Source organism: Phenylobacterium sp. (genome assembly GCF_030680185.1).
Taxonomy (GTDB): domain Bacteria; phylum Pseudomonadota; class Alphaproteobacteria; order Caulobacterales; family Caulobacteraceae; genus Phenylobacterium.
This window is the reverse complement of sequence record NZ_JAUXVZ010000029.1, coordinates 127,893-152,665: the sequence shown is the minus strand read 5'-3', so window position 1 is coordinate 152,665 and position 24,773 is coordinate 127,893. Positions and strand designations below refer to the sequence as shown.

The following is a 24,773-nucleotide window of genomic DNA, read 5'->3' as shown; positions in this document are numbered from 1 at the left end:
CTGTATTTACGCCGGGAAACGCCTGCGCATCCAGTCGAGGATGTAGCGGTTCACCGCCTCTGGCTGCTCCTGCTGCGTCCAGTGCCCGGAGTCGGTCACCAGCACCTTCTCGAGGTCGGAAATGTAGTCGCCCATCTTGTCGGCCATGGCGGGCGGCAGGACCGCATCCTTCTCGGCCATGATCATCAGACAGGGCAGGCCATCGATCCGGGTGGGCAGGTCGGCGCCCCGCTCCCAGTTGCGGGTGAAGTTGCGGTACCAGTTGATCGGGCCGGTGAAGCCGCTGTGCTCGAACAGGGCCACATAGACCGCCATCTCCTCGTCGCTGAGGAACTGGCTCTGATCAGCGGCCGGGTCATAGGCCGCCAGGCCCGCGGCGAACGCGAAGCTGGAGCCGCCCTTCTTGGTCTCGCTGGACTGGCGCAGGGCCGCAGGCTTGCGCAGGAAGAAGCGCATGGTCTTGTTGACGTCGGCGCCTAGCGTCTGGTCGGCCTCGCCCGGGGTCTGGAACCAGACGATGTACATGTCCGGGCCATAGACCTGGCGGAACAGTTCGATGGGCTCGGCCCGGTAGCGGGGCTGGTAGGGGGTGTTGAGGCCGATGATCCCGGCGCAGCGCTCGCGATGCATCAACGGCATCTGCCAGACGACGAAGCCGCCCCAGTCGTGCCCGACGAACACCGCCTTCTCAAGGCCCAGGTGATCGAGCAGGGCGACCAGGTCGGCGGTCAGGTGCTCCATGTCGTAATCGGCCACGGCCTCCGGACCCGAGCTCAGGCCATAGCCGCGCTGGTCTGGCGCGATGACGTGGTAGCCCGCCTCCGCCAGGACCGGGATTTGATGGCGCCAGGAAAAGGCGGTCTCCGGGAAGCCGTGGCAGAGCACGATGGCCGGACCATCCTTGGGGCCGGCCTCGTAATAGGCCATCTCGATGCCGTTCACCTGGGCGGTCTGAACCGGGGGCATGGCGGCGGCGAGGGCAGGGGGCAGGGCGATCGCCATGGGGGGCTCCGGACAGGTCTGATCCCGGCATTTGGGGGGATATGGGCGGGGAGGCAAGCCTTGCGCCCTTCCCCTGTGGGGCCGGAGGGTTAGATAGGGGCATGACCAAAGCCGCCGCCGCCGCGCCCACCCCCTGGGGTCTTGTGATCCTGCTCGGCGCGCTCACGGCGTTCGCGCCAATGTCCATCGACATGTATCTGCCGAGTCTGCCGCAGATCGGCCAGAGCCTGGGAGCCAGCGCCGCCCAGACCCAGGCCACGGTGGCCGCCTTCTTCGCCGGCATGGCCATCGGCCAGTTCATCTATGGCCCCGCCTCGGACCGCTTTGGCCGCCGGGGTCCGATCCTGGCCGGCATCGCCGTCTACGCCCTGGCCACCATAGCCTGCGCTCTGGCGACGAGCCCCGACATGCTGATCGCCGCCCGCTTCGTCCAGGCGCTCGGCGGATGCGCTGGCGGGGTGGTGGCCCGGGCCATTGTCCGCGACCGGTTCGATCACACCGAGACGGCCCGGATGTTGTCCCTGCTGATGCTGATCATGGGGATCGCCCCCATTGTCGCGCCGCTGGTGGGAGGCGTGATCCTGCAGGTCGCCGGCTGGCGGGCCATCTTCTGGGTGCTGCTGGCCTTTGGCCTGATCGTCGGCGCCTTTGCGCTGTTGCGGCTGGAAGAGAGCCGCTCGGAGGCCACCGCCGTCCAGGCCCGGGCGGAGAACCCGTTCGCCGCCTTCGCAGCCCTCCTGCGCCAGCGCCGCCTGGTGGGCTACGCCCTGGCCGGCGCGCTCAATGGGGCGACCCTGTTCACCTATATCGCCGCCTCGCCGGTCCTGCTGATCGAGGTCTATGGGATCTCGCCGGCCAATTTCGGCTGGGTGTTCGGGCTGAACGCCGCCGGCGTCATCGGGGCCAGCCAGGCCAACCGCTACCTGTTGAAGTATGTCGGGCCCGATCAGGTCCTGGCGCGGGCAAGCCTGATTGCCGTGGGCTTCGGGGCGCTGCTGGCCCTGGCGGCGGTGACCGGGATTGGCGAGCGCTGGACCGTGCTGCCCCTGCTGTTCCTGATCCTGGCGACCTATGGCTTCATCCAGGGCAACACCATGGCCGGGGCGCTCAGCGTCGATGCCAGCCGCTCGGGCTCAGTCTCCGCCCTGATGGGCGGGGCCTCCTTCGGGGTGGGCGCGGTGGCCGCCAGCCTGACGGGTTTGGCCTATGACGGCACCCCCGGTCCCATGGGGATCGCCATGGCCCTGGCCCTGGCGGGATCGGCGCTGGCCCTGCGGACCCTGGCCCTGCCGGGGCGCAGCTAGGCTGCGGGCTTCAGGCGGAAGGCGGCCACGGCCAGGACGAGCCAGCCGACCAGGAACATCAGTCCGCCGATCGGGGTGACGGCGCCGAGGATGCGCGGCGCGCCGAGCGCCATGGCGGTCAGGGTTCCGCAGAAGATGATCCCGCCGCCGAGGAAGAAGGGCGGCGCGATCCGGGCCAGCCACCCGCCTTGACCTGCAACAATAGCGGCGGCGAACACCGCCAGGCTGTGGACCATCAGATAAGTGGCGCCGGTGTCCATCCAGGCCTTGGCCTGAGGATCAGCAATCGCGTGGGCTCCGAAGGCGCCGAGGGCCACCGACAGAAAGCCCCCGAGGGCCGCCAGCCCCAGCCAGAATCGGTCGACACCCATGGCGTCCTCCTGCGTTATGTGGGCGCCTTGAGGCGCGCCGGCGACGGCCGCGCCAAGGACGGTGCAAGGCTGACTCAGCCCTGCGCCATAGGTTGAGGAAATCGCGCTGGGCGCAAGGAGACAGGTCATGGACTTGCGGAAGTTGGGACTGGCCGCAGCGGCGTTCACCCTGAGCCTCGGCGGCGGCGCGACCGCCGACAGCGGCAGCTTCGGCCACTGGGCCGTGGTCTGCGACAATGTCCAGGTCTGCACCGCCATGGGTTTTGGCGAACTGGGGGAGATGGGCAGTTCCGCCCTGCTGAAGCTACGCCGCGAGACGGGACCGGGCGCCGAGCCGACCATCAGCGTGATCACCGCGGGAACTGCGGCGGCCACCCTGCGCCTGGCGGTGGACGGCGCCTCGCCGAGCGGCCTGGCCGCTGTGCCCGCCACGCCGATGGCGGAGGATCCCGAGCGTCGCGTGACCGAACTGACGCCCGCCCAGACCCGCGCCCTGCTGGCGGTGCTCGTCAATGGTCGCACCCTGACCCTGATGGAGGGCCAGAACCCCGCCGCCACCATCTCCCTGGCAGGATCGAGCGCGGCCATGCGGTTCATGGATGATCGCCAGAAGCGGGCCGGCACGGTCACCGCCCTGGTGGCCCGGGGGGCGCGGCCCGCTTCGGCCGTTCCAGCGCCGTCCCAGCCGCCCGCGATCAAGGCCGCGCCCGCCGTCAGCCAGGCCCGGCTGCCCACGACCCCGTCGCCGGCCATGCAGGCGCAGCTGCGCGACTGCGACGACGACATCGCTGACCTGGGTTTTGCGCCGGAGGTGGCCAGGCTTGGCCAGGGGCGGCTATTCTGGGGGGTGGTCTGCTCCCGCGGGGCCTACAACGTCATCTACCGCCTGTTTCTCACCGATGAGCGCGGCGGCGATGTCCGCCCCCTCGAGCTCTCCTATCCCAGCGACGAGACGACGTCCGAACTGATGAACATCAGCTTCGACCCCAAGACCCAGACCCTGATGAACTTCGACAAGGGCCGCGGGCTGGGCGACTGCGGTGCGATCACCGAGTGGATCTGGACCGGCGAAGCTTTCGCCGTGGCCCATCAGGTGCTGATGCCGGAGTGCCAGGGGGTGATGAGCGACGATTGGCCGGTCAGCTACCGGTCACGCTAGACTCAGATTAGAGCCTGAGGGGCGCCAACCGCCCCACAGGCTTGACCCATGCCCTCGCTGCCCTTGCGTCTGGGCCTGTTCTATTCGGCCATCTTCGTGGGCACCGGCGCCAGCGCGCCCTACATTCCCATCTGGTTCGCCCGCCATGGCCTGAGCGGCGCCGAGATCGGCCTGATCCTCTCAGCGCCGATGATGGCGCGTGTGATCACCGCGCCGGCCATCGGGGTCTGGGCCGACAGCTTTGCCCTGCGCCGCACGCCGCTGATGCTCATGGGGGCGCTGGCCACTGTGGCCTACATCCTGCTGGCCGCGCCGTTCGGCTTCTGGTGGTGGTTCGCCGTCTGGTTCGTGGCCGCCTCGGCCATCTCGACGGTCTCGCCGCTGACCGACGTCATCGTGCTGGCCCGGGCCCGGCGGGACGGCTTCAACTATGGCTGGCCCCGGGGCATCGGCTCGGCCGCCTTCATCCTGGCCAATGTGGTCATGGGGGTGATGCTGGTTCAGGGACCCGCCGACCTGGTGCTGATCTGGATCGTCGTGGCCGCCCTGCTGACGGCGGTGGGCACCCGCTTCCTGTTGCCCCCAGATCCGGTGCGCGAGGAGGGCGGCCGCGCGGCCCTGTCGGAAAGCCTGGCCGGTCTCGGCTCCCTGGTGCGCGACGGCGGCTTCATGCTGGCGGTGGTCTCGGTGGGACTGATCCAATCGGCCCACGCCTTCTATTACGGCTTCTCGGCCCTGGTCTGGAAGGCGCAGGGGATCCCCGAAAGCCTGACCGGCGTCCTCTGGGGCTTCGGGGTCGCCGTGGAGATCGGCTTCCTGTGGTTCATGGAGCCCTGGCGGCGCGCCATCGGGCCCCGGCGGCTGCTGGTGATCGGCGGGGCGGCCGCGGTGGTGCGCTGGGGGACGCTGGCCCTGTCGCCGCCGCTCTGGCTGCTGTTTCCCATCCAGGCCCTGCATGCGCTCAGCTTCGCCGCCACCTTCATGGCCTCGCTGCAGCTGGTGGAGCGGCTGTCGACCCCGGCCAACGCCTCATCGGCCCAGACCATGAACTCGGCCTTTTCCGGCGGCCTGCTGATCGGCCTGGCCACCATCGTCTCCGGCGGCCTCTATGACGCGGTCGGCGCCTATGGCTATTTCGCCATGGCCGCCATGTCGGCGCTGGGCCTGGCCGGCGCCCTGCGGCTCTACGGAGTCAGGCGGCTGGACGGGTGAGCTCGGCGCAGAAGGCGGCGGCTGTGGCGCTCACCGCCTGGCGGATCTGGGCGAGGTCGAAGGTCGCCGTCTCCGCACACTCCCGAGCCTGGGGCACATGCAGAAAGCCTACCTTTGGGGCCGCTTTGGTGTGCAGCAGGCGGTAGAGGGTGAAGTTGCAGAGATAGTCGCCAGCATCCTCCGACAGGGTGACCGGCAGGCCCTCGGTCTCCAGGGCCGAAGCCATGGCCTGGCAGGGCGCAGTGGACGCGATCACGTCCTCACCCGCCTCGGCCACGCAGGCCGAGCCCCAGACCCGGCCGGCCTGATCGGGGCGGTCGGGACTGGCGCAGTTGCGACCCAGGGTCTCGACGCGGAAGGTCTGCGCCTCCACCGCCACGCCGACCACCAGAATGCCGCCAACCGGGCGCGCCTGAACCTCGCGCAGGATCGTCTCGGCTGCGCCTTGCCACTGAACGGGCAGGGTAAGGTAGTCGATCTCTGAGCCGGGCGGCGCCCAGCCCTCACGGGCCAGGGTGGCGATGACGGCGGCCGACGGATTGAGCGGCGCGGCCGGAAAACTGCCGAAACCGGCGAGGAGGAGGCGAGGGGACATGGAGCCAATATAGCCCACGCGGCCTTGAATGCCCCAGGGGCGCCCGACGAAACTGGCGAAAACAGTGGAGATGAAGACCATGCGCGCACTGCAAGCGGCTGAACCGTGGGGCCTGGACCACCTGACGATCGTCGAGGCGCCCGAGCCCAAGCCCGGCCCTGGCGAGGTGCTGGTGCGGATGAAGGCGGTCTCCCTGAACTATCGCGACTGGCTGATGATCAACGGCATGTACAGCCGCGGCTCGGCCACCGGCGGCTCAGTGACCCCGTTCTCGGACGGCTGCGGGGTGATCGAGGCCGTGGGCGAGGGCGTGACCCGGGTGAAGGTCGGCGATCGGGTGGCCACCCTGTTCTTCCAGGGCTGGCTGTCTGGGCCGCCGACCCTGGAAAAGGCGATGACGGCGCTGGGCTCGCCGATCCCAGGCGCGGGGCGTGAACTGGCGGTGTTCAGCCAGGAAGGTGTGTCCAAGGTTCCGGACTTCCTGACCGACCAACAGGTGGCGACCCTGCCGTGCGCGGCGCTGACCGCCTGGCGGGCCCTGTTCGAGGACGCAGACCTGCAGCTGGGCGACACGGTGGTCCTGCAGGGCACCGGCGGGGTGTCGATCTTCGGCCTGCAGTTCGCCAAGGCCGCGGGCCTGCGGGCCCTGATCACCTCGTCCTCCGACGAGAAGCTCGCCCGGGCCAAGGACCTGGGCGCCGATCACCTGGTCAACTACCGCCAGACCCCGGAATGGGCCAAGCCCGTGCGCGAGGCGACCGGCGGGGTGGGGGCGGACTTCATCATGGAGGTGGGCGGCCAGGGCACCATCGACCAGAGCCTAAAGGCCATCCGCATCGGCGGCCATATCGCCATCATCGGCGTGGTCGCCCAGGGCGGCGCCGGCATCAATCCGGCGGTCCTGATCGGCAATGCGGCGAAGATGCAGGGGGTCTTCGTCGGCTCCCGCGACATGTTCGAATCCATGTGCAAGGCGATCGAGCTCCATCGCATCGCCCCTGTGGTGGACAAGGTCTTCCCCTGGACCGAGGCCAAGGCGGCCTTTGCGGCCATGGCCGGCGGCGAACACTTCGGCAAGATCGTCCTGGAGTTCTAGGGCGCGGGAGCGGCCGGCGGCTGAGGCCGGCCGCTCTTATCTTCAGAAGATCAGCTTGCGCACGGTCAGCCGAACCGTCCGGCCCACAGGATCGAGCAGGTCCGGCTGGTAGGTGATCGGGATCGCGCCGTCGCCGGTGCGCACCTCCTGGCGGGCGTCGAAGAGGTTGTCGATCGACAGGGTCGCCCGGGCGCCGCGCAGCCAGGGATAGTCTCGCGCCCAGCGCTGGCGGCCGGGATCGGCGAACAGACGTAGGCTGACTGTGGCCAGGTCGGAGAACTCCAGATCTCCTTCCGGTGTGCTGCCGGAGATCGTGGTGGCGCTCTGCCAGTTGGCGTTCATGGCCACCCCGACACCTGCCTTGGAATAGTTGGTCTGCAGCTCCAGCTGATGGCGCGGCGAGCCGCCGCCCGACCCCAGGGCTGCGCCATCCAGCAGGTCGAGCTTGGGCATGCCGGCGCCGATCTGCACCTCATCGCGCAGGGCGAGCGTGTGATAGAAACCGACCTGGAAGACCCCGCTGCGGGGCCCGCCGCCGCCGAAGCCGCCAAAGCCGCCGCCAGGGCCGCCTGGGCCTCGACCACCCATGGCCATGCCGCCGCCGGGGGGACCCGAAGGGCCCGCGCCATCGCCGGGCGGGGGGCCATCAGGCGGACCCTCGCCGGACGGCGGGCGTTCGGCGGTTGCCTGCGCGCCGCCCCGGGCGGGGGTCTGAGCCTCGGTTCCCGCTGCGGCGGCCGGGCGGGCGGCCTCGAAGCGACGCCGCATCTCGGCCCGTTCATCGGCGGTGGGCTCTGAGCCGATCTGGCGCGAATAGGTCAGGCCCCATCGCACCTCGTCCCGGGCCTGCAGGGCAAAGTTGACCGGCCGCGCATCGATGGCGGTCAGGGCGCCCGACGTGTCGCGGGTGAAACGGTCGGGGAAGGCCGCCTCAACCTGGGTCGAGGCCGAGGGAAAGGCGACGATGGCGTCGTGGGTGCGGCTCGAGACGTAGTTGGCCTGCAGCCGCAGATTGATCTCGTCAAAAGGCTGGTAGGTGGCGCCAAGCTTGAAGACGTCCTTCTGGCCGGCGTCCAGGGTGGCCAGGCCGCCGGTGGTGCGGGCGACCTCGGTGGTCTCGCCGCGGGTCAGGTCGAAGACGCGAACCCCGGTGGTGACCGTCACGGGGTCCCCCAGCTGGTTCATGGTCGGCGCCTCGCCGCTGCGGCTGAAGGATCCGAGCAGGCGCAGCTCCGGGGTCGGCCGCCAGTTCAGGCCATAGCCCCAGGTCTCCAGGGCGCCGAAGTCGGAGACCTGCTCGACGCCCAGGTTCAGATTCGCCGACAGGCGGCCGATATGCTCGCCCAGGCCTTCGCCGGCCCGGGTCAGCGGGATGTCGAAATTGCCGCGCAGCTCGCCCACGGTCCGCGACAGATCGCTGGCCTGAAAGGCGCCGAGTCGCGTGGCCTCGCTCTCCAGTTCGGTGGCCGAGGCCCTGGCCGTCAGGGCGGTGCTGATCTGGCCGGCCGGCAGCTCCCCGAAGGCGCGATTCAGCACCAGATCGGCCGCGCCGGAGGTGGTCACCGTGCGGGCGGTGTCCTGGAAGGCCCGCCCGCCCGAGGCCCGGTCGGTATCGGTCTCCACCTCGCCGCGCTCGATCTCGGCGGTGGTCGACCACTGCCAGCCGGCCAGGGCGCCATTGGCCGAGGCCGCCAGGCGGGCGGTCTGGCGCTCAGTGTTTCTCAGCTGGGCTTCGGGTCCAAAGGGCGACAGGCCCTGGCGGGATTCGCTCTCGCTGGTCTCCAACAGGCCGTTCACCGAGAACGAGACGCCGTTGTCCAGCGGCCGGGCATAGACAGCGTTCAGGGCGACGTCGCTGGACTGGGGCTGCAGCGAGCGGAAGGCGCCTTCGCCGCCGGTGATGTCGCGGTCGCTCTCCTCGATGGAGCTGGTCCAGTTGGCCTTGCCGTCCACCGTCAGGCGACGGCCCTGCAGGATGTCGAGCCGCGCGCCGTGCGCGCCGAGGGTCTCGCCGCCGCCGGCCTGGGTCGGCGTCCTGACCGTGCCCTCCACCAGGGTGGCGCGGAACCGGGGCCGCAGGACCATGTTCACCACCTTCTGCTCGGCGGGATAGCCGTACTTCAGGGAGAGCTCCTCGGGCAGGATCTCCACCCGGGCGATGGCCTCGGTGGGCAGGTCGCGGATCTCGGAAAAGCCCGAGATGCGGCCGCCATTGATCAGAATGACGGGACGCCCGCCGCCCTGGCCGCTGCCGATCTGGGGAGAGAGCGCCTCCAGCAGTTCGCTGACGCTGGCCGCCCCATAGGCGCGGATTTCCTGGGGCGAGAGGGTGAGCTCGGGGGTGATGTCGCCGATCACTGAGCCTGCCGGCCGCGCGCCGCTGACCACGAGCTCCTGCACCTCCACATCATCATAGTCGCCCACCTCCTGAGCCATGGCGGCGGCGGACAGGCTGGCGAAGGCTGCGCCGGCCAGCAGGCTGGCGCGCAGGCGGGCGGGGGGACGACGACGGGGAGGCAGACGCAAAGCACTTAATTCCTGATGCTGACCCGGGCGGCGGGGAGACCGCCCATGAAGCTGTCACGCACGACCCCGCCATATCCGTCGCGATCACGGCGCAAGCGAGGCGGTGGCGTTGACGTCCGGGGCTGTTATGCCACCATCGGGTCTGAAGCCCTTGGGGTAGAGAGGCGTCCCGATGACCATGACCGGCGGATGCCAGTGCGGGGCCGTGCGGTTCCGCGTAGAGGGTGAGCTCGGCGAGGGCTCCATCTGCCATTGCCGCATGTGCCAGAAGGCGACGGGCGGGTTGTTCGGGCCCTATGTGGGGGCGCCGTTCGAGGCCCTGGTCTGGACCCGTGGCGAGCCCAAGCGCTTCCAGAGCTCCAACAAGGTCCGCCGCGGATTCTGTAGCGATTGCGGCACGCCGCTGACCTTCGAATATGGAGAGGGGCATGTCAGCCTGGCCATCGGCGCCCTGGACCGACCCGCCGAGGCGCGGTTGACCGAGCAACTGGCCTCGCCGGCGCAGGTCGCTGAGCTCGACGACCTTGCGAGCCTGCCGGTCCACCCTGTGGAGGAGCCTAAGGCGGCGGTCTACCTGGCGGGCATCGTGTCCTACCAGCACCCCGACCACGACACGGAGGCGTGGGAGGTCAGGGGCTAAAGGCGGACGGCGGAAGAGCCGGGATCAGGACGCCGTGGCGGTCGGTCCCGCCAAGGCCGTCTCGCGCCAGCACCCTTGCGCCCAGTGTGAGACCTTGGTCAGCAGCTCGACCATGTTGATCGGCTTGGCGACGCAATCGTCCATCCCGGCCTCGACATAGGTCTGAATCTGATCAGGCAGCGTATTGGCGGTCACGGCGATGATGGGGGTGGACGCCGCAGCGCCCTCCAGCGCCCGGATCATCCGCGTCGCCGTCACCCCGTCCATCACAGGCATCTGGATGTCCATCAGGATGACGTCCCAGTCCCCGGACTTCGCCGCCTCGACGCCGGCGCGGCCGTCGACAGCCGTCTCGCAGACGAAGCCCATGGTGGCGAACATGGCTTGGACCAGGGTGCGGTTGCTTTCATTGTCGTCCACATAGAGGGCTCGCAGACCCGTTTCGCCGCCGTTGGAGAGGCCCTGTTCGGCCTCCTCCCCGGGGATGTCAGCGGACGCCGCGGGGTGCGGCAGGGGCTGAACCGTTTGGCCCAGGGGGTCTGCGATCATCTGGTTGACCACCTCCAGCAGCCCAAGGCCTGCGCCGTGGATCCGAAGGGCCTGATCGCTGGCGGCGGTGGGCAAATCGGCGTCCGCCAGCAGCCGGGAGAAGCCGATCACGGCGTTCAGGGGCGTGCGGAGCTCATGGGACATCTCGGTCAGGAACTGTTGCCGGGCCTCGGCCATGCTGGCCTTCTGCTCGGCCGCGCTCCTGGCGATCTCAGCCTCGACCCGGAGCGTCACATCCTGCTCGTCCAGCAGGATGCAGGTGCGCCCGGTCACAGGGTCTGGCACCGGCCGGGCGCCCATATGGTGCCAACGTGGGCCGTCCCGGGTGATCACCGCGCGCAGTTCTGAGACCGAGCCCTCGGCCGCGGCCGTGAGCATGGCCTGGCCTTCTTCGGGCACAGCGAAGCGGGCGGCGAAATCACCCTCCATGTCGCCATAGGCGCGGAAGGCGGCAGGATTGGAAAAGAGCCTCGTTCCATCGATGTCGAACAGGCTGATCAGGGTGGAGGCGTGCCGCAGGGCCTCGGCGGCCCGCCGCTCCTCGACGGGGACATCCTCAACCGTGGCTTCAAACAGCAGCAACGCCTGGCCGTCGTCATCGACGAACATTGAGACAACCGCCTGGGTCGTGACCGGCTGGCCGTGCGGGAAGAACACCCAGCGCTCGCTCACCGCCGCGCCCTGGGCGGTCTGCTCCACAAGCCGCTGAATGCGGGTCTTCATGGCCGGCGATTGCGCCGAGAAGTCGCGGTCGGCCAGGGCCGCAAGGCTCTCCGCCCCCCAAAGGGAGAGGGCGGCCGGATTGGCGTAGGGCTTCTGTCCGGTCCGCGGATCATACAGCCAGACAGGCCGCCGCAACCGGTCCCATCCCGCGCCGAACCGATGTGGAGCCATGTCTGCGGTGTCCGCTGATGGAACGTGAGCCCGACCGTGGTCCTGCCAGCCTAAATTTCTGGTGAAGCTGTCCCGCCGCGCGGACAGCGCTCAGGTGGGAGCCAGGGGCTCCGGGGCGCGCCCTTCGATCAGGGCTGCGAGATTGTCGAGGCCCCAGGCCGTGCCATGTTCGCGGCCCTGCGCCGCCTCCGGGCCGCCAATCAGATAGGCGCCCTGTTCGGTGTGGATCAGCCGGGTCCCGACGTCTTCCTTGTGGAACTCCAGCGTCTGGAGGGAGACCGACAGCTTCTCACCGTTCAGGAACATGTCGTAGACCAGGATGATCCGCTGGGCCTCGACGATGTCGTGATAGATGGCCTGGAAGTCGCTGACCCGTCCGCCGGGCCAACGGGCATGGAAGCGCTCCCTGCCGCCCACCCGGAAATCGAAGTCGCGGTCCAGGGTTTCGATGTCGGCGATCGCCCCGAACCAGGCGCTCTTGGCCTCAAGGGTCGCATAGGCGGCGAAGACCCGGGCCGGCGTGGCGTTCAGCCGCCGCTCCAGCGTGAAGGTGTGATGGGTGATCGTCATGGGTCCCTCGTCTTGGGGGCGGTGTTGGCCAGGTAGGCCTCAAGCTGGTCATACTGCTGCGTCCAGAACCGCCGGCGCTCGGCGATCCAGTGCTCGACCCTGGCCATGGCCTCGCCCTTCAGGGCGCAGGTGCGCACCCGGCCGACCTTCTTTGTCGTCACCAGGCCTGCGGCCTCCAGGATCTTCAGGTGCTGGACTACCGCTGACAGGGTCATGGGCAGGGGTTCGGCCAGCTCGCTCACCGAGGCGGGGCCAAGACTCAGGCGTTCGACCATGGCCCGGCGGCCGGGATCGGCGAGCGCCTGGAAGGCGAGGTCGAGGGGGCTGTCTTGATGCTGTAGCATTCACTTAAGTTTTGCGACGACCCGGACAGGAGTCAAGCCCGACGCATCGCAGACGGCGCCCAAAACGAAAAAGGGCCGGGCGCCCTGCGGCGCCGGCCCTTCTGTCGTCTGCTTCGTCCTGACCCTAGTTCTTGGCCAGCCAGGCGACGATTTCCTCGGCCGCCTGTTCGGGCGACAGGGTGGTGGTGTCGACGGTGATCTCGGCGTGTTCCGGCTCCTCGTAAGGGGAGTCGATGCCGGTGAAGTTCTTCAGCTCGCCGGCCCGGGCCTTGGCGTAGAGGCCCTTGACGTCGCGCTGCTCGGCCACCGCCAGCGGGGTGGCGACATAGACCTCGACGAACTCGCCGTCCTCCATCAGCTCGCGGGCCATCCGGCGCTCGGCCCGGAAGGGCGAGATGAAGGAGACCAGCACGATCAGTCCTGCATCGACCATCAGCTTGGAGACCTCGGCCACCCGGCGGATGTTCTCCACCCGGTCCTCCTCGGTGAAGCCCAGATCCTTGTTCAGGCCGTGGCGGACATTGTCGCCGTCGAGCAGATAGGTGTGGAGGCCGACGGCCTGCATGCGCTTTTCGACCAGGTTGGCGATGGTCGACTTGCCGGCGCCCGAGAGACCGGTGAGCCAGACCACGCGGCCCTTCTGGCCCTTCTGCGCGGCGCGAGAGGCCTTGGACACGTCCAGCGCCTGCCAGTGGATATTCTGGCTGCGGCGGAGCGCGAAGTGCAGCATGCCCGCGCCCACGGTCCGGTTGGAGATCCGGTCCACCAGGATGAAGCCGCCCAGGGTGTGGTTGTCCTGGTAGGCGTCAAAGGCGATGGGGGCGTCCAGCGACAGGTTGCAGACGCCGATCTCGTTCAGCTCCAGCCGCTTGGCGGCCAGGTGTTCGAGGGTGTTCACATTCACCTTGTACTTGGGCTCGGTGATGCTGGCGCCGACGATGCGCGTGCCGATCTTCATCAGATAGGGACGGCCGGGCAGCATGCCCTCGTCATCCATCCAGACGATGGTCGCCTCGAACTGGTCGGCGACTTCCGGCGGCTGGCCGGCGATGGACAGCACGTCGCCGCGGCTGATGTCGATCTCATCGGTCAGCGTGATGGTCACCGACTGGCCAGCCACCGCGCGGGGCAGGTCGCCGGTCATGGTGACGATGCGCGCCACGGTGCTTTCGCGGCCGGACGGCAACACCTTGACCCGGTCGCCAGGGGTGATGGTTCCGGTGGCGATCAGGCCGGAGAAGCCGCGGAAGTCCAGGTCCGGGCGGTTCACCCATTGGATCGGCATGCGGAAGGGCTTTTCCCGCAGGTCGTCCTCGACATCGAGAGATTCGAGGTGCGGCAGCAGGGGCGGGCCCTTGTACCAGGGCGCCTTGTCGCTGGGCTCGGTGATGTTGTCGCCCTTCAGCGCCGACATGGGGATGGCGGTGAAGGCCTTGATCCCGATCTGGGCGGCGAAGTCGTGATACTCGGCCAGGATGGAGTCGAACACCTCCTGGCTCCAGCCCACCAGGTCCATCTTGTTGATGGCCAGGACCACGTGGCGGATGCCCAGCAGCGAGACGAGATAGGAGTGCCGCCGCGTCTGGGTCAGCACGCCCTTGCGCGCATCGATCAGGATGATGGCCGCGTCCGCCGTCGAGGCGCCGGTGACCATGTTGCGGGTGTACTGCTCGTGGCCAGGGGTGTCGGCGACGATGAACTTGCGCGTATCGGTGGAGAAGAAGCGGTAGGCGACATCGATGGTGATGCCTTGCTCGCGTTCAGCGGCCAGACCGTCCACCAGCAGGGCGAAGTCGATCTCGCCCCCTTGGGTGCCGACCTTCTTGGAGTCGGCCTCCAGAGCGGCCATCTGGTCTTCGAAGATCATCTTCGAGTCGTAGAGCAGGCGGCCGATCAGGGTGGACTTGCCGTCGTCCACCGAGCCGCAGGTCAGGAAGCGCAGCAGGCTCTTGTGCTCGTGAGCCTTGAGATAGGCTTCGATGTCTTCGGCGATGAGTGCGGACTGGTGCGACATCAGAAGTAGCCCTCTTGCTTCTTCTTCTCCATCGAGGCGGCCTGGTCGTGATCGATCACGCGGCCCTGGCGCTCGGACGTGGTGGTGAGAAGCATTTCCTGGATGATCTCGGGCAGGGTCGCCGCGGTGCTCTCGACGGCGCCGGTCAGCGGGTAGCAGCCGAGCGTGCGGAACCGCACCGATTTCATCATCGGGGTCTCGCCCGGACGAAGCGGCATGCGGTCGTCATCGACCATGATCAGGGCGCCGTCGCGCTCCACCACCGGCCGCTCGGCCGAGAAGTAGAGGGGCACGATGGGGATGTTCTCCAGGTGGATGTATTGCCAGATGTCCAACTCCGTCCAGTTGGAGATCGGGAAGACCCGGATGCTTTCGCCCTGGGCCTTGCGCGCGTTGTAGAGGTTCCAGAGCTCAGGCCGCTGGTTCTTGGGGTCCCAGCGATGCTGCGCCGAGCGGAAGGAGAAGACGCGTTCCTTCGCGCGGGACTTTTCCTCGTCGCGGCGGGCGCCGCCGAAGGCCGCGTCGAAGCCGTACTTGTCCATGGCCTGCTTCAGGCCTTCGGTCTTCCACATGTCGGTGTGCAGGGCCGAGCCGTGGTCGAAGGGATTGATGCCCCGCTCCACGGCTTCCGGATTCTTGTGCACGATCAGGTCGAAGCCCAGGGACTTGGCCATGCGCTCGCGCATTTCGTACATCGCCTGGAACTTCCAGGTGGTGTCCACATGCATCAGCGGGAAGGGCGGCTTGGACGGGTAGAAGGCCTTGGCCGCCAGGTGAAGCATCACCGCGGAGTCCTTGCCGATGGAGTACAGCATCACCGGCCGCTCCGCCTCGGCGGCCACCTCTCGCATGATGTGAATACTCTCCGCCTCCAGCCGCTGAAGGTGAGTGAGAGTTTCGGCGGAAAGGCCGGGCGTGAGGGCGCCTTTGGCGGCCTCGGCTTGGCGGGCGTCCATGACAGTCGAACCTTGCATGGGGGTCATCTGGGCCAGAGTATCCGTCTATTGCTCAAAATAATCCGCCCGTCGGTTGCACCCGACACGCAGACTGGCCCTTTCCCGGTCAGTTAAGGGACCAAGGCGCCCAAGGCAAGCGCAGGCTCAACCTCCGGTTCAAGTTCCGGGCCAGTCCCGATCCTTAGCGCGTGCGTCGCACAATCCCATGACGGCGGGCGCCCGATCTGGGTGAAACCCAAGTGTCGCCTCGGTTCGGCGCACGACCGAGGCGGTCAGGCGGTGGCCTGGCCTGTCTCTATCGGGGACCCCACCGGCGCCGCAGCAAGGGCCAGGGCCTGTTCTATCCCGGCCAGCAACCGCTCAGGCGTGATGGGTTTGGAGAGGTGCAGATCGGCGCCGGCCCGGATCGACTCCTGCCGGTGGTGCTCCATCGCATTGGCGCTCAGCATGGCGACAGGGGTGCGGCCGCGATGAGGTTCGACCTGCTCGATCCTGCGGATTTCGGCGATCGCGGTCAGCCCGTCCATGACCGGCATCTGCATGTCCATCAGGACCAGATCGAATGCGCCCCGGCGCCAGGCCTCCACGCCGAGGGCGCCGTTTTCGACCATGGTCAGGTCGATGTCGAAAGGCGCCAGGATCATCTGGACCACGCGCTGGTTGGTCGGGTTGTCCTCGACCAGCAGAATCCGCGGACTGGCCGACACGTCGGTGGGCGCTGGAGGGGGCGCCTCCCGCGAGGGGGCCAAGACGGTCTCGATCTGGGGCAGGGGCAGGGTGGCCGTAAAGTGGCTGCCCTCGCCTGGGCGTGAGCGGGCGGTGATGGTTCCGCCCATGAGATCGACCAGGGCCTTGGTGATCGAAAGTCCCAGGCCGGTCCCGCCGAAGCGTCGGGTGATGCCGGAATCGGCCTGCTGGAAGCGGCGGAACAGGGTGTCGCCCACCTCCTCGTCGAAGCCGACGCCGGTGTCGCTCACCTGCAGCTCGATCCGTCCGTCCGCGGTCCGCGCGAGGGCCAGACGCACCTCGCCCTGCTCGGTGAACTTGATGGCGTTCGCGGTCAGGTTTCCGAGGATCTGCTTGAGCCGCACGGAATCGCCCAGATAGCGGCCCTCGACCCCTTCGCCGCAGTCCAGATGGAAGCCGATCCCCTTCTCCCGGGCGCGCAGGCGGGCCATGTCGATCACCCCGCCGATCTCGTCCATGAGGTCGAAGGGCCTGGCCTCGAGGGTCAGGCCGCCGGCCTGCACCTTGGAGAGGTCAAGGATGTCGGAGACCAGCCGTTCGAGCATGGCGCCCGAGGACTGGATCATATCGACCATCTCCTGCTGCTCGGAGGTCAGCGGCGTGCGGCGCAGGACGCCAGCGACAGCGATCACCCCATTGAGCGGCGTGCGGATCTCGTGGCTGACATTGGCCAGGAAGTCGGCCTTGACCTGCACCGCCTCCTGGGCGGCCAGCCTGGCCTTGGGGACCTCGGCTTCATAGGCGCGCTTGCTGACCGCGCGCCACAGGGCGATGCGGATGGGGCCGGGCTGGCCGTGGGCGTCCGGCGGCTGCACGGCGTTGAGCATGACCGGCACCCGGACCCCATCGGTGCGGATAATGTCGAGGGCCAGCTCCTCCAGGCGGCCGGCCAGGGCCAATTCCTGCTGCAGACGGGTCTGCAGGAAGATGCGACCGGCCACGCTGAGCAGCCGATGCAGCTTCATGCCCTCGAGGTCGGCCGGGCTGGCCCCGATCAGGTCCAGGAAATAGGCGTTGGCCGACAGGATTTCTAAGTCGGCGCTGAGCTGGAGCAGGCCGCAGGGGAGGAGGTCGAGAAGGTCATCGGCCTCGGCGGCGGAGGTTGAACGCGTCACGAGGTCAGGCGGCCCTGCGGCTCCCCTGGTCGGCGACGAAGGCCTTGATGGCGCTGATCACCTCGGCGGGCGCGCTCATGTGTGGGCAGTGGCCGCTGGCGTTCAGGATATGGCGCTGGCTGCCGGCGATGGCCGCCTGGACGTAGGCGCCCACCTCGGCCGGCGCCAAGGCGTCGTCGCTGCACTCGATCAGCAGGGTCGGCGTCGTCACCTTGCGATAGTCGGCGCGGTGATCGGAACGGAAGGTCACGTTGGCGAAGGCCTTGGCGATCTCCGGATCGGCCCGGCAGACGCTGTCGCGCCACTCGTCCTGCAACTCCGAGCCATTCTCCTGGCCGATGACGACCGGCGCCATCAGGGCCGACCAGTCCAGATGGTTCTTGTCCATCAGGTCCAGCAGTTCATCGATATCGGCCTCATCGAAGCCGCCGAAATAGGTGTCGGTATTGGCGTAGCGGGGCGAGGGACAGACCAGGACGAGGGCCGAAAACAGATCCGGCCGCGCCACGGCCGCCAGCACGCCGATGGTGGCGCTGACCGAATGGCCGACAAACACGACGTCCTTCAGGCCCTGGCTGTCGCAGATCTCGATCACATCGGCGGCGTAGCCGTGCAGGGAGCTGTACTTCTCAGGGTCGTAGGCGCTGGTGTCGGAGAGGCCCGCGCCCACGTGGTCGAACAGGCCCACCACGCCCTGCTGGTCGAAGGCGTAGGCCACATGCCGCCACATGTTCTGATCGCAACCAAATCCGTGGGCGAACAGAAAGGTGGACGGGCCGCGTCCCCGGAATGTCAGATTGTTGCGGGCGACGACGTCCATCCCAAAGGCTCCTCAGTGCGCCCTGGATTTTGCTGCAGCGCACCTAATAAAAATTGAAAAGATTCGAGATTTCAGCGTTCGCCCAAGCCGGCGTGGCATGAACGACGGCCGAAAACCGCCATCTTGCCAGACGTCATGTCCGAAAACCGCGAGACAGGGGGTGGCGTCGGCGCGATGCTCGCGGTCATGGATCTGGATGATGACGCCTGCTACCGCGCCTTTTCGATGCGCGACGCCCGCCTGGACGGGAAGATCTTCGTGGGCGTGCGTTCCACCGGGGTCTATTGCCGGCCGATCTGTCCGGCGCGCACGCCCCTTCGACGCAATGTGAGCTTTTATCCCTCGGCCGCCGCCGCCCAGGAGGCGGGCTTTCGCCCCTGCCTGCGCTGCCGGCCGGAGACGTCCCCCGACCTCGGCTCCTGGCGGGGTAGTTCGAACACGGTGGCCCGCGCCCTGGCCCTGATCGAAGACGGCGCCCTGGACGAGGGCGATGTCGAAGCCCTGGGCGACCGGTTGGGGGTCGGCGGCCGTCAGCTCCGCCGGTTGTTCAAGACCCACCTGGGCGCTTCCCCGGTGGCGGTGGCCCAGACCCGGCGGGTGCTGCTGGCCAAGCAGCTGATCCACGACACGGCCCTGCCCATGGGCGAGGTGGCGCTGGCGGCGGGCTTCGGCAGCGTGCGGCGGTTCAACGAAACCTTCCAGCAACTGTTCGCCCGCCCCCCGGGGGATCTGCGCCGGGCCCGGCGGCCCGAGGTCAGCGGAGCGGGTGGCGGGACCGTCACCCTGCGCCTGGCCTATCGGGCGCCCTACGACTGGGACGCCATGCTGGACTTTCTGGCCCTGCGCGCGGTTCCCGGCGTCGAGCGGGTGGACCAGGGGCGCTATGAGCGGACCTTGCGGATCGGCGGCGATGTCGGGCGGGTGAGCATAGTCCTTGGCCCCGGCGAGACCCTGGAGGTCGGGGCGCAGTTCCCCCGGCTGCAGGCCCTGCCGCAGGTGATCGCCCGGGTGCGCCGCGTGTTCGACCTGGGCGCCGATCCGGCCCTGGTGAACGCCCATCTGTCTCGCGATCCCGCCCTGGCGCCCCTGGTGGCGCAGCGGCCGGGCCTGAGGGCGCCGGGCGCCTGGGATGGCTTCGAACTGGCGGTGCGCGCGGTGCTCGGCCAGCAGATCACGGTGGTCGGCGCCCGCAACATCGCCGGCCGGCTGGCGGCCGAGCACGGGGAGCCGCTGCCGGCGACCCTGGCGTCGCCCGGCCTGACACACCTGTTTCCCAACGCCGAGGCGCTGGCGCGGGTCGATCCGGCCAGTCTTCCCATGCCTCAGGCCCGGGCGCGCGCCCTGGTGGGGCTGGCCGCTGCAGCGGCCGCCGATCCGCAGCTCTTTACGCCTCGGGGCTCGCTGGAAGAGGCGGTGGCGCGGCTGAAGGCCCTGCCCGGCATCGGGGAGTGGACGGCGCAGTACATCGCGCTTCGCCAGATGCGTGAGCCCGACGCCTTCCCCCACGGCGACATCGGCCTGATGCGCGCCCTGACCGGCCCCGACGGGGTGCGCCCCACCGCCCAGCAACTCGCCGCTCGCGCCGAGGCCTGGCGTCCCTGGCGGGCCTACGCCGCCCTGCATCTCTGGGCCTCGGAGGGGATGACCCCCGCCAAGCCCAAACCTGTCCGAAAAGAACTCCGCCATGACCAGAACGCCGCCTGAACGCCTCTTCCAGGCCGATATTCCCACCCCCCTGGGGCCTGCCCGCATCGTCTTCGACGGCGAGGGCGTGCTGCGGGCCTTCGACTGGGAAAGTCACGAGGCCCGCATGGTCCGCCTGCTCACCCGGCACTATGGGGCGGCCGCCGCCGTTGGCGTGGCCGAGGCGCCGCCGCCAGCCTCGTTGGCGCAGCCTTTCGCGGCCTATTTCGACGGTGAGATCAGCGCCCTGTCCACCGTGCCCTGGGCCACGGGCGGCACGGCCTTCCAACAGGCGGTCTGGCGGGCGCTGTGCGAGATCCCCGCCGGCCAGACCTGGACCTATGGCCAGCTCGCCGCCCATGTGGGGGCGCCCAAGGCGGTGCGGGCCGTCGGTCTGGCCAACGGATCCAATCCCGTCGGCCTTGTGGCGCCCTGTCACCGGGTGATCGGCGCCAGCGGCGCCCTGACCGGATATGGCGGCGGTCTGGACCGCAAACAGTGGCTGCTGACCCACGAGGGCGCGACCTTCCGGGCGCCGGCGCCCGACCTGTTTTCCGACGCCCGCTAAGCCGCTTTCGCGCTGGCCAAGCCCGGTCTAGGTTCAGGGGTGAGGGACGACAGGGGAAGACGCAGGATGAAGACCATACTGGCAACGGTGGCGGCCATCGCCACTCTGGGCGCGGGGGCGGCCATGGCCCAACCCTATGGCGGCGGCGGGGGCCGTCAGCCTTCGGCGATCCTTTATGATCAACCCAATTTCCAGGGCCGGCAGACCACCATCTATGGCCTGGCGACCAATCTGCCGCGGGACTGGAACGACAAGGCGCTCAGCGCCCGGTTCCAGGGCCGCTGGCGCATCTGCGAGGATTCCGATTTCCGGGGCCGGTGCCAGGACGTCAACGGCGACGTCCCGGATCTGAACCGCCTGGGCATGGCCGAGCGGATCACCTCGCTGCAGGGCTATGCCGGCGGCGGTGGTGGCGGCGGTGGCGGCTACCGGCCCCCCGGCGGCGGCAATTCCTGGGGGCCAGGGGGATCCTGGAGCGGGCCTGGTCAGTACCGGCCGTATGAAGGCACCCGCAGCGTGTTCTTCCCGTATCCGACGATGGAAGGCTACGACATCGCGGCCAGCTCGGCCTCGGCCAACGCCTTCTGCCGCTCCCAGGGCCTGGGAGCGTCGGCCTATTACGACTCCAGTCAGCGGGCCCAGCAGGCCATTGACGGGGAGGGGCGCTATACCGGCCCCACCAGCGTCATGCGCGACCTGGTCTGCCGCCGCTACTGAGCCGGCGACCTGAGCGGGCGTCACATGAACGAAACTTCATGTGACGCCCGGTTGCCGAGCGGTGGCGCTTCGCCGATAACCCCGTTCGCAGACTCGTATCGGAGACGGGAGAGATCCGATGCAAACCTTGACCGAACTTGTCGCCGCCGTGGTCGTGCATTCCTCGGCGGTGGCCTATTCGCACTTCGGCGTGACCATCGAACCGCATCAGCCTGAGCGCCCGGTCGCTGCGGCGCGCAAGGTGGCCCGCTCGACGCCGGCCCGGTCTGTGGACAATCCAAACGCCACGCCCCTGGGCGCGCCGCTGAAGGCAGGCGCCGTCGCCGCAAAGGTCTCCGAGGGGTCCTGTCTGCGCCGGACGGCTGGCGTCAGCGCGGCATAAGGCCGCCTCAGGCTCGAAATATGCCGGTGACGGCGCAAATTCGCCGCATGGCGCTTTGCGCGCGCACCGTTCGACGATAATCCTTGCAACTTGGGGCGCGGGCCAGCTGACGAGCGCCCGACGCGCGCGGGGCGTGTTGGCCGCCAGTAACGGGCCGCAGATGAAGATCAAGAACCGGCGTCATCAACCGCTGGATTTCCAAAGCCTGACAGAGCCGGACCCGGCTCAGCGCCTGGAGTCCGATGCGCCCGACGCCGATCCCGACCACGATCTGGACCTGACGGACGCCCCGGACGCCGTGGAGATCGAGATCGTCCATCGACCCGTGACGCCGTCGGCCTATGAACCAGCCCCCGCCTACAGCGCGCCGCGCGGCCCGGCGGCCGAGGCCGCGCGCGATACGATTGAGCCCGAGGCGCAGGACATCTCCACCGAAGAACCCTTCCGTCTGACCGAGCCGGCGTCGAGCGGCGATCTGGCCAGGACCAGCGACCGCAGCCCCACCCGCGCCGGGAGCGGCGCCCTGATGGCGTCCGCCGGCGGCGAAGCCGGCCCAGGCGGGATGCCGCCGGCCTGGCCGATCTATGCCGGCGCGGCCGCCATATCCGCCCTCTGGGCCCTGGCGCCGATCGCCTATGCCTGGGGCTATCGCGGGGACGTGGTGCCCTTCCAGAACGACGTCTTCGCGCTTGGGGTCTTCGGGCTGCTGGCCCTGGCGCCGGCGGTGCTGGTCTGGGTCGTCGCCTACGCTCTGCGGCAGGGGCAGAAGCTGGCCCTGGAGGCCCGCCGCACGCAGCGCCTGGCCGACGAGCTGGTCTCGCCGGCTATGGTCGCCGCCGGTCGCGCCGGCGAGGTCGTGCAGAATGTCCGCGAGGAGATCGTCCGAGCCGGCGAGGCGGCCCATGACGCCCGCGAAACCCTGGCGGCTCTGCGCGCGGCCCTGGCGGCGGAAACCGAACAGCTGGTCAATGCGGCCCAGGCCTCGGCCCGCACGGCGGAGAACCTGACCCGCGCCCTGTCCCACGAGAGGACGGAGATGACCACCCTGGCCGGCCGGCTGGACGCCCAGTCCACCGCCGTGATGGACGCCATCACCAGCCAGGCGCGCATGGTCGCCGAAGCCTCCGACCTGGCCGAGACCCAGCTACGTGAGGCCGAGGCCTCCCTGGCCGCCCGAGCCGCCGACCTGGCCGCCGCGGCCGGCGAAACCAGTGATGTCGCCCGCATCGTCGGCGAAGACCTGACCCGCCACATCGCCCGCCTGGAAAGCGCCGGCGCCGGCGTCGCCGATCAGGTGGGCGCCGCCGAGGTGGGCCTGTCGGAGCAGCGTGCCGCCCTCGTGGCCGTGGCCCATGGCTTGCGGGCCGACCAGGAATCCTTCGCCGCCGAGGCCGAAACCCACACCGCCAAGCTCGCCGAATATCTGTCCGAAGCGCGGATCTCGGCCGTGGAGATGGGCGACCGGGCCATCAAGGGCGCCCAGATGCTGCGTGAACTGGTGGCCCAGGCCGCCGACCAGTTCGGCGATCTGGCCGACGCCGCCCAGGGCGAGCGCGACGCCTTCGGCGAGAGCATCCGCCAATCGTGGAAAAGCCTGTCGGACACGGCTTCGGCCGAGCGGTCGCAACTGGAGGCCCAGACCCGCCAGGCCATTGCCGCCCTGTCGGATGCGGCCGAGGAAACCCGCCTGGCCGCCGCCCGCCACGCCGAGGCCGCCCGCCAGCAGGTGGACCATCTGTCCGAGGCCGCCTTCGCCGCCGGTCAGAAGGCCGATCAGGTCTTCGAAGGCCGCCTGGAAGAGGCCCGCGCGCTGATCGAGCAGTCGGCCAGCCTGGTGGAAGAGGCCGGCGCCCAGACCGCGCGCAAGCTGGAGGCCGGCGCTGCGGCCGCCCGCCAGACCCTGAACGAACTCCAGGCCCTGATGGCCGACCTCGACGCCCGGGCCGCCGACATTCCGGCCAGCGCCAGACGCCAGGCGGAAGATGTCCGCCAGGCGGTGGGCGAGAGCATCGATGATCTGATGGCCCAGGCCCGGCGGACGGCCGAGGAGACCCAGGCCATCGACGCGGCCTTCCAGGACCGGGTCAGCCGCAACTACGAAATGCTGAGCGAGGCTGTGCGTCTCATGGGCTCGGTGGCCAGCTCCGCCAGCGCGGGCCTCGCCCCAGGCGCGGGTCTGGGCTCTGGCCTGCCGCCGATCCGGGAGCGTCGGCCGTTCGTGCGGGAAGAGCGTCCGCGCCCGTCCGCGTCCACATCCGCGCATGCGCCGCCGCGCGCCGAGGAGCCGCTGGAGCTGAACGAGCCGGCCCCGCGGCAGGGCCGCGAGCCCCGCCGTCAGACCGCCGAGGAGGCCGGCCTGCGCCCCCGCCTTCGCCTGACGCCGACGGCGACGGACGAGGAATTCTCCAACCTGTTCGAGTCGGCCGGCGGACCGCCTGCGCCCCAGGCCGAGAGCGACGAGGGCGATGGCCTGACCTGGAAGGATCTGCTGGCCGCGATCGACGAGCCGCCGCCCCGGCCGTCCGACGAGCGCCGCGAGGCTCAGCTTCTGGCCGACATCGTCGATATGGGCATCGATCCGTCGGCGCTGTTGCCCCGGACGCGGATCGAGGAGATCGGGGCTGCGGTTCAGACCGGCGACGCCGAGGGCGCCCGCCAGGTGGTCCGACGCCTGGCGCCGGCGGCCACGCGCCGCCTGACGCGGCGCCTGTTCACCGACGACGCCCTGAAGGGCGAGGCCAGCGACTATGTGCGGCGCTATCGCGGCATGCTGGAGGAGGCGGTGGCCCGGGACCATGAGGGCTTCATGGTCGCCACCCTGCTGGCCTCGGACGCCGGCCGGGTCTTCCTCCTGCTCGACGCTGCGGCGGGCGACATGATGTGAGGGGGCGGGCGAGGGACAAGCCTTCGTCCCTGCTGCGTCATCGCCCGATCAAGGCGCCGATCTTGGCCTGGACGTCGGCCAGAACAGCCGGGGACGCCTTTCCCTTGTGGGTGGCCTTTCGCGCTCGCCAGTCGAGGCTCTTGATCTGGTCGGCCAGCACCGCGCTCGGCGGCTCCTCGCTTACCAGCACCTCGAAGGGATAGCCCTTGATACGCGACGTCAGGGGGCAGCAGATCATCATGCCCCTGGTCTGGTTGTAGCGGGCGGGCGACAGCACGAGCGCCGGGCGATGACCGGCCTGCTCATGCCCAGCCTGCGGGTCGAATTGGAGCCAGACGATGTCCCCGCGATCGGGAACATAGCGGCTCACCACGCCTCGTCCCCCACAGGCTGGCCGAAGTCGATTTCCTCGGGAAAGGTGTCAGGCGTCATCTTCGCCAAGAGATCGTCCAGATCGTAGCTGGGCGCGGCCACCGGCTCTATGATGACCCGGCCATCCTCCTCCCGCACATCGACGGCCTGATCGATGCGCAGGGACGCGGCCGCCATGACGGAGGCTGGGATGCGAACCGAGGCGCTATTGCCCCACTTCTTGACCTGAACACGCATGGCGAGCTTCCTGTAT

23 protein-coding genes are annotated in these 24,773 nt (G+C 69.2%); 10 read left to right on the top strand and 13 right to left on the bottom strand.

Translation table 11 applies throughout. The annotated features are described in order from the left end of the window. Positions 1 to 6: 6 nt before the first annotated feature. Positions 7 to 1,002, bottom strand: coding sequence for an alpha/beta fold hydrolase (locus tag Q8L83_RS05855; protein ID WP_305285348.1), 996 nt, complete (start codon positions 1,000 to 1,002; stop codon positions 7 to 9). 101 nt (positions 1,003 to 1,103) lie between these two features. Here Q8L83_RS05855 and Q8L83_RS05850 point away from each other — a divergent pair, with 101 nt between their 5' ends. Further along, positions 1,104 to 2,306, top strand: coding sequence for a multidrug effflux MFS transporter (locus Q8L83_RS05850; RefSeq protein WP_305285347.1), 1,203 nt, complete (start codon positions 1,104 to 1,106; stop codon positions 2,304 to 2,306). Here Q8L83_RS05850 and Q8L83_RS05845 read toward each other — a convergent pair. Further along, a complete protein-coding gene (locus Q8L83_RS05845) occupies positions 2,303 to 2,677 on the bottom strand; it encodes a DUF423 domain-containing protein (protein WP_305285346.1) in 375 nt (124 codons plus the stop codon). The two genes, Q8L83_RS05850 and Q8L83_RS05845, sit on opposite strands and share 4 nt — an antisense overlap. A 127-nt stretch (positions 2,678 to 2,804) precedes the next feature. On the opposite strand from Q8L83_RS05845, the gene Q8L83_RS05840 reads away from it, so the two are divergent. Both Q8L83_RS05840 and Q8L83_RS05835 read left to right on the top strand, forming a co-directional pair. Next, positions 2,805 to 3,836: a DUF1176 domain-containing protein gene (locus Q8L83_RS05840; protein WP_305285345.1), complete on the top strand. Its 1,032-nt coding sequence runs from the start codon at positions 2,805 to 2,807 to the stop codon at positions 3,834 to 3,836. A 48-nt stretch (positions 3,837 to 3,884) separates the two neighbouring features. Further along, entirely contained in the window at positions 3,885 to 5,048 is a 1,164-nt protein-coding gene (locus Q8L83_RS05835; RefSeq protein WP_305285343.1) for an MFS transporter, read from the top strand. Here the strand turns inward: Q8L83_RS05835 and Q8L83_RS05830 are convergent. Then, positions 5,029 to 5,643, bottom strand: coding sequence for a hypothetical protein (locus tag Q8L83_RS05830; protein WP_305285341.1), 615 nt, complete (start codon positions 5,641 to 5,643; stop codon positions 5,029 to 5,031). The genes Q8L83_RS05835 and Q8L83_RS05830 overlap by 20 nt on opposite strands. A 79-nt stretch (positions 5,644 to 5,722) precedes the next feature. Between Q8L83_RS05830 and Q8L83_RS05825 the strand changes: the two genes are divergently transcribed. Beyond that, positions 5,723 to 6,739, top strand: coding sequence for an NAD(P)-dependent alcohol dehydrogenase (locus tag Q8L83_RS05825; protein ID WP_305285340.1), 1,017 nt, complete (start codon positions 5,723 to 5,725; stop codon positions 6,737 to 6,739). A 42-nt stretch (positions 6,740 to 6,781) separates the two neighbouring features. Here Q8L83_RS05825 and Q8L83_RS05820 read toward each other — a convergent pair whose 3' ends face one another. Continuing rightward, positions 6,782 to 9,265, bottom strand: coding sequence for a TonB-dependent receptor (locus Q8L83_RS05820; RefSeq protein ID WP_305285339.1), 2,484 nt, complete (start codon positions 9,263 to 9,265; stop codon positions 6,782 to 6,784). Positions 9,266 to 9,437: 172 nt separating this feature from the next. Between Q8L83_RS05820 and Q8L83_RS05815 the strand changes: the two genes are divergently transcribed. Further along, positions 9,438 to 9,905: a GFA family protein gene (locus Q8L83_RS05815; RefSeq protein ID WP_305285338.1), complete on the top strand. Its 468-nt coding sequence runs from the start codon at positions 9,438 to 9,440 to the stop codon at positions 9,903 to 9,905. Positions 9,906 to 9,929: 24 nt separating this feature from the next. Here the strand turns inward: Q8L83_RS05815 and Q8L83_RS05810 are convergent, their stop codons facing one another. From Q8L83_RS05810 to Q8L83_RS05780, 7 genes are all read right to left on the bottom strand, one after another. Further along, complete coding sequence (locus Q8L83_RS05810; RefSeq protein WP_305285337.1) at positions 9,930 to 11,348, bottom strand: response regulator; 1,419 nt, start codon at positions 11,346 to 11,348, stop codon at positions 9,930 to 9,932. Between the two features lie 90 nt (positions 11,349 to 11,438). Next, the gene (locus tag Q8L83_RS05805) at positions 11,439 to 11,918 is read right to left on the bottom strand and encodes an SRPBCC domain-containing protein (protein WP_305285336.1); all 480 of its coding nucleotides are present in this window, start codon (positions 11,916 to 11,918) and stop codon (positions 11,439 to 11,441) included. Beyond that, positions 11,915 to 12,262, bottom strand: coding sequence for a helix-turn-helix transcriptional regulator (locus Q8L83_RS05800; RefSeq protein WP_305285334.1), 348 nt, complete (start codon positions 12,260 to 12,262; stop codon positions 11,915 to 11,917). Before Q8L83_RS05800 ends, Q8L83_RS05805 begins: the two co-directional genes overlap by 4 nt. A gap of 124 nt (positions 12,263 to 12,386) precedes the next feature. Beyond that, positions 12,387 to 14,276, bottom strand: a complete 1,890-nt coding sequence (gene cysN, locus Q8L83_RS05795; protein WP_305285333.1) for a sulfate adenylyltransferase subunit CysN — start codon at positions 14,274 to 14,276, stop codon at positions 12,387 to 12,389. Further along, positions 14,276 to 15,232, bottom strand: coding sequence for a sulfate adenylyltransferase subunit CysD (gene cysD, locus Q8L83_RS05790; RefSeq protein ID WP_305285331.1), 957 nt, complete (start codon positions 15,230 to 15,232; stop codon positions 14,276 to 14,278). Before cysD ends, cysN begins: the two co-directional genes overlap by 1 nt. 272 nt (positions 15,233 to 15,504) lie before the next feature. Continuing rightward, on the bottom strand, positions 15,505 to 17,094 hold the full coding sequence (locus tag Q8L83_RS05785) for a PAS domain-containing hybrid sensor histidine kinase/response regulator (protein ID WP_305285330.1): 1,590 nt from the start codon (positions 17,092 to 17,094) through the stop codon (positions 15,505 to 15,507). A gap of 4 nt (positions 17,095 to 17,098) precedes the next feature. Then, positions 17,099 to 17,914 carry an alpha/beta fold hydrolase gene (locus tag Q8L83_RS05780; RefSeq protein WP_305285329.1) on the bottom strand — a complete coding sequence of 272 codons (816 nt, stop codon included), beginning with the start codon at positions 17,912 to 17,914 and terminating at the stop codon, positions 17,099 to 17,101. Between the two features lie 186 nt (positions 17,915 to 18,100). On the opposite strand from Q8L83_RS05780, the gene Q8L83_RS05775 reads away from it, so the two are divergent. The 5 genes from Q8L83_RS05775 to Q8L83_RS05755 all read left to right on the top strand — a co-directional run bounded on the left by Q8L83_RS05775 (position 18,101) and on the right by Q8L83_RS05755 (position 24,148). After that, positions 18,101 to 19,618, top strand: coding sequence for a DNA-3-methyladenine glycosylase 2 family protein (locus tag Q8L83_RS05775; RefSeq protein WP_305285327.1), 1,518 nt, complete (start codon positions 18,101 to 18,103; stop codon positions 19,616 to 19,618). Further along, positions 19,599 to 20,165, top strand: a complete 567-nt coding sequence (locus Q8L83_RS05770; protein ID WP_305285326.1) for a methylated-DNA--[protein]-cysteine S-methyltransferase — start codon at positions 19,599 to 19,601, stop codon at positions 20,163 to 20,165. Before Q8L83_RS05775 ends, Q8L83_RS05770 begins: the two co-directional genes overlap by 20 nt. Positions 20,166 to 20,231: 66 nt before the next feature. Further along, on the top strand, positions 20,232 to 20,882 hold the full coding sequence (locus tag Q8L83_RS05765) for a beta/gamma crystallin-related protein (protein ID WP_305285324.1): 651 nt from the start codon (positions 20,232 to 20,234) through the stop codon (positions 20,880 to 20,882). Positions 20,883 to 21,000: 118 nt separating this feature from the next. Beyond that, positions 21,001 to 21,264, top strand: coding sequence for a hypothetical protein (locus Q8L83_RS05760; protein ID WP_305285323.1), 264 nt, complete (start codon positions 21,001 to 21,003; stop codon positions 21,262 to 21,264). Positions 21,265 to 21,424: 160 nt separating this feature from the next. Beyond that, positions 21,425 to 24,148, top strand: coding sequence for a polar localization protein TipN (locus tag Q8L83_RS05755; RefSeq protein WP_305285322.1), 2,724 nt, complete (start codon positions 21,425 to 21,427; stop codon positions 24,146 to 24,148). A 37-nt stretch (positions 24,149 to 24,185) separates the two neighbouring features. Here Q8L83_RS05755 and mazF read toward each other — a convergent pair whose 3' ends face one another. Together mazF and Q8L83_RS05745 are read right to left on the bottom strand one after the other, a co-directional pair. Continuing rightward, a complete protein-coding gene (gene mazF / locus Q8L83_RS05750) occupies positions 24,186 to 24,518 on the bottom strand; it encodes an endoribonuclease MazF (protein WP_305285321.1) in 333 nt (110 codons plus the stop codon). Then, positions 24,515 to 24,757, bottom strand: a complete 243-nt coding sequence (locus tag Q8L83_RS05745) for an AbrB/MazE/SpoVT family DNA-binding domain-containing protein (RefSeq protein ID WP_305285320.1) — start codon at positions 24,755 to 24,757, stop codon at positions 24,515 to 24,517. Before Q8L83_RS05745 ends, mazF begins: the two co-directional genes overlap by 4 nt. Positions 24,758 to 24,773 lie beyond the last annotated feature (16 nt).

Excerpts from the sequence above, each read along its gene's own strand:
- Q8L83_RS05755 (WP_305285322.1), top strand. The coding sequence starts at position 21,425 with ATGAAGATCAAGAACCGGCGTCATCAACCGCTGGATTTCCAAAGCCTG.
- Q8L83_RS05745 (WP_305285320.1), bottom strand. The coding sequence starts at position 24,757 with ATGCGTGTTCAGGTCAAGAAGTGGGGCAATAGCGCCTCGGTTCGCATC.
- Q8L83_RS05850 (WP_305285347.1), top strand. The coding sequence starts at position 1,104 with ATGACCAAAGCCGCCGCCGCCGCGCCCACCCCCTGGGGTCTTGTGATC.
- Q8L83_RS05765 (WP_305285324.1), top strand. The coding sequence starts at position 20,232 with ATGAAGACCATACTGGCAACGGTGGCGGCCATCGCCACTCTGGGCGCG.
- Q8L83_RS05805 (WP_305285336.1), bottom strand. The coding sequence starts at position 11,918 with ATGACGATCACCCATCACACCTTCACGCTGGAGCGGCGGCTGAACGCC.
- cysN (WP_305285333.1), bottom strand. The coding sequence starts at position 14,276 with ATGTCGCACCAGTCCGCACTCATCGCCGAAGACATCGAAGCCTATCTC.
- Q8L83_RS05815 (WP_305285338.1), top strand. The coding sequence starts at position 9,438 with ATGACCATGACCGGCGGATGCCAGTGCGGGGCCGTGCGGTTCCGCGTA.
- cysD (WP_305285331.1), bottom strand. The coding sequence starts at position 15,232 with ATGGACGCCCGCCAAGCCGAGGCCGCCAAAGGCGCCCTCACGCCCGGC.
- Q8L83_RS05835 (WP_305285343.1), top strand. The coding sequence starts at position 3,885 with ATGCCCTCGCTGCCCTTGCGTCTGGGCCTGTTCTATTCGGCCATCTTC.
- Q8L83_RS05830 (WP_305285341.1), bottom strand. The coding sequence starts at position 5,643 with ATGTCCCCTCGCCTCCTCCTCGCCGGTTTCGGCAGTTTTCCGGCCGCG.
- Q8L83_RS05810 (WP_305285337.1), bottom strand. The coding sequence starts at position 11,348 with ATGGCTCCACATCGGTTCGGCGCGGGATGGGACCGGTTGCGGCGGCCT.
- Q8L83_RS05770 (WP_305285326.1), top strand. The coding sequence starts at position 19,599 with ATGACCAGAACGCCGCCTGAACGCCTCTTCCAGGCCGATATTCCCACC.
- Q8L83_RS05800 (WP_305285334.1), bottom strand. The coding sequence starts at position 12,262 with ATGCTACAGCATCAAGACAGCCCCCTCGACCTCGCCTTCCAGGCGCTC.
- Q8L83_RS05775 (WP_305285327.1), top strand. The coding sequence starts at position 18,101 with ATGGATCTGGATGATGACGCCTGCTACCGCGCCTTTTCGATGCGCGAC.
- Q8L83_RS05855 (WP_305285348.1), bottom strand. The coding sequence starts at position 1,002 with ATGGCGATCGCCCTGCCCCCTGCCCTCGCCGCCGCCATGCCCCCGGTT.
- Q8L83_RS05825 (WP_305285340.1), top strand. The coding sequence starts at position 5,723 with ATGCGCGCACTGCAAGCGGCTGAACCGTGGGGCCTGGACCACCTGACG.
- Q8L83_RS05845 (WP_305285346.1), bottom strand. The coding sequence starts at position 2,677 with ATGGGTGTCGACCGATTCTGGCTGGGGCTGGCGGCCCTCGGGGGCTTT.
- Q8L83_RS05760 (WP_305285323.1), top strand. The coding sequence starts at position 21,001 with ATGCAAACCTTGACCGAACTTGTCGCCGCCGTGGTCGTGCATTCCTCG.
- Q8L83_RS05840 (WP_305285345.1), top strand. The coding sequence starts at position 2,805 with ATGGACTTGCGGAAGTTGGGACTGGCCGCAGCGGCGTTCACCCTGAGC.
- Q8L83_RS05780 (WP_305285329.1), bottom strand. The coding sequence starts at position 17,914 with ATGGACGTCGTCGCCCGCAACAATCTGACATTCCGGGGACGCGGCCCG.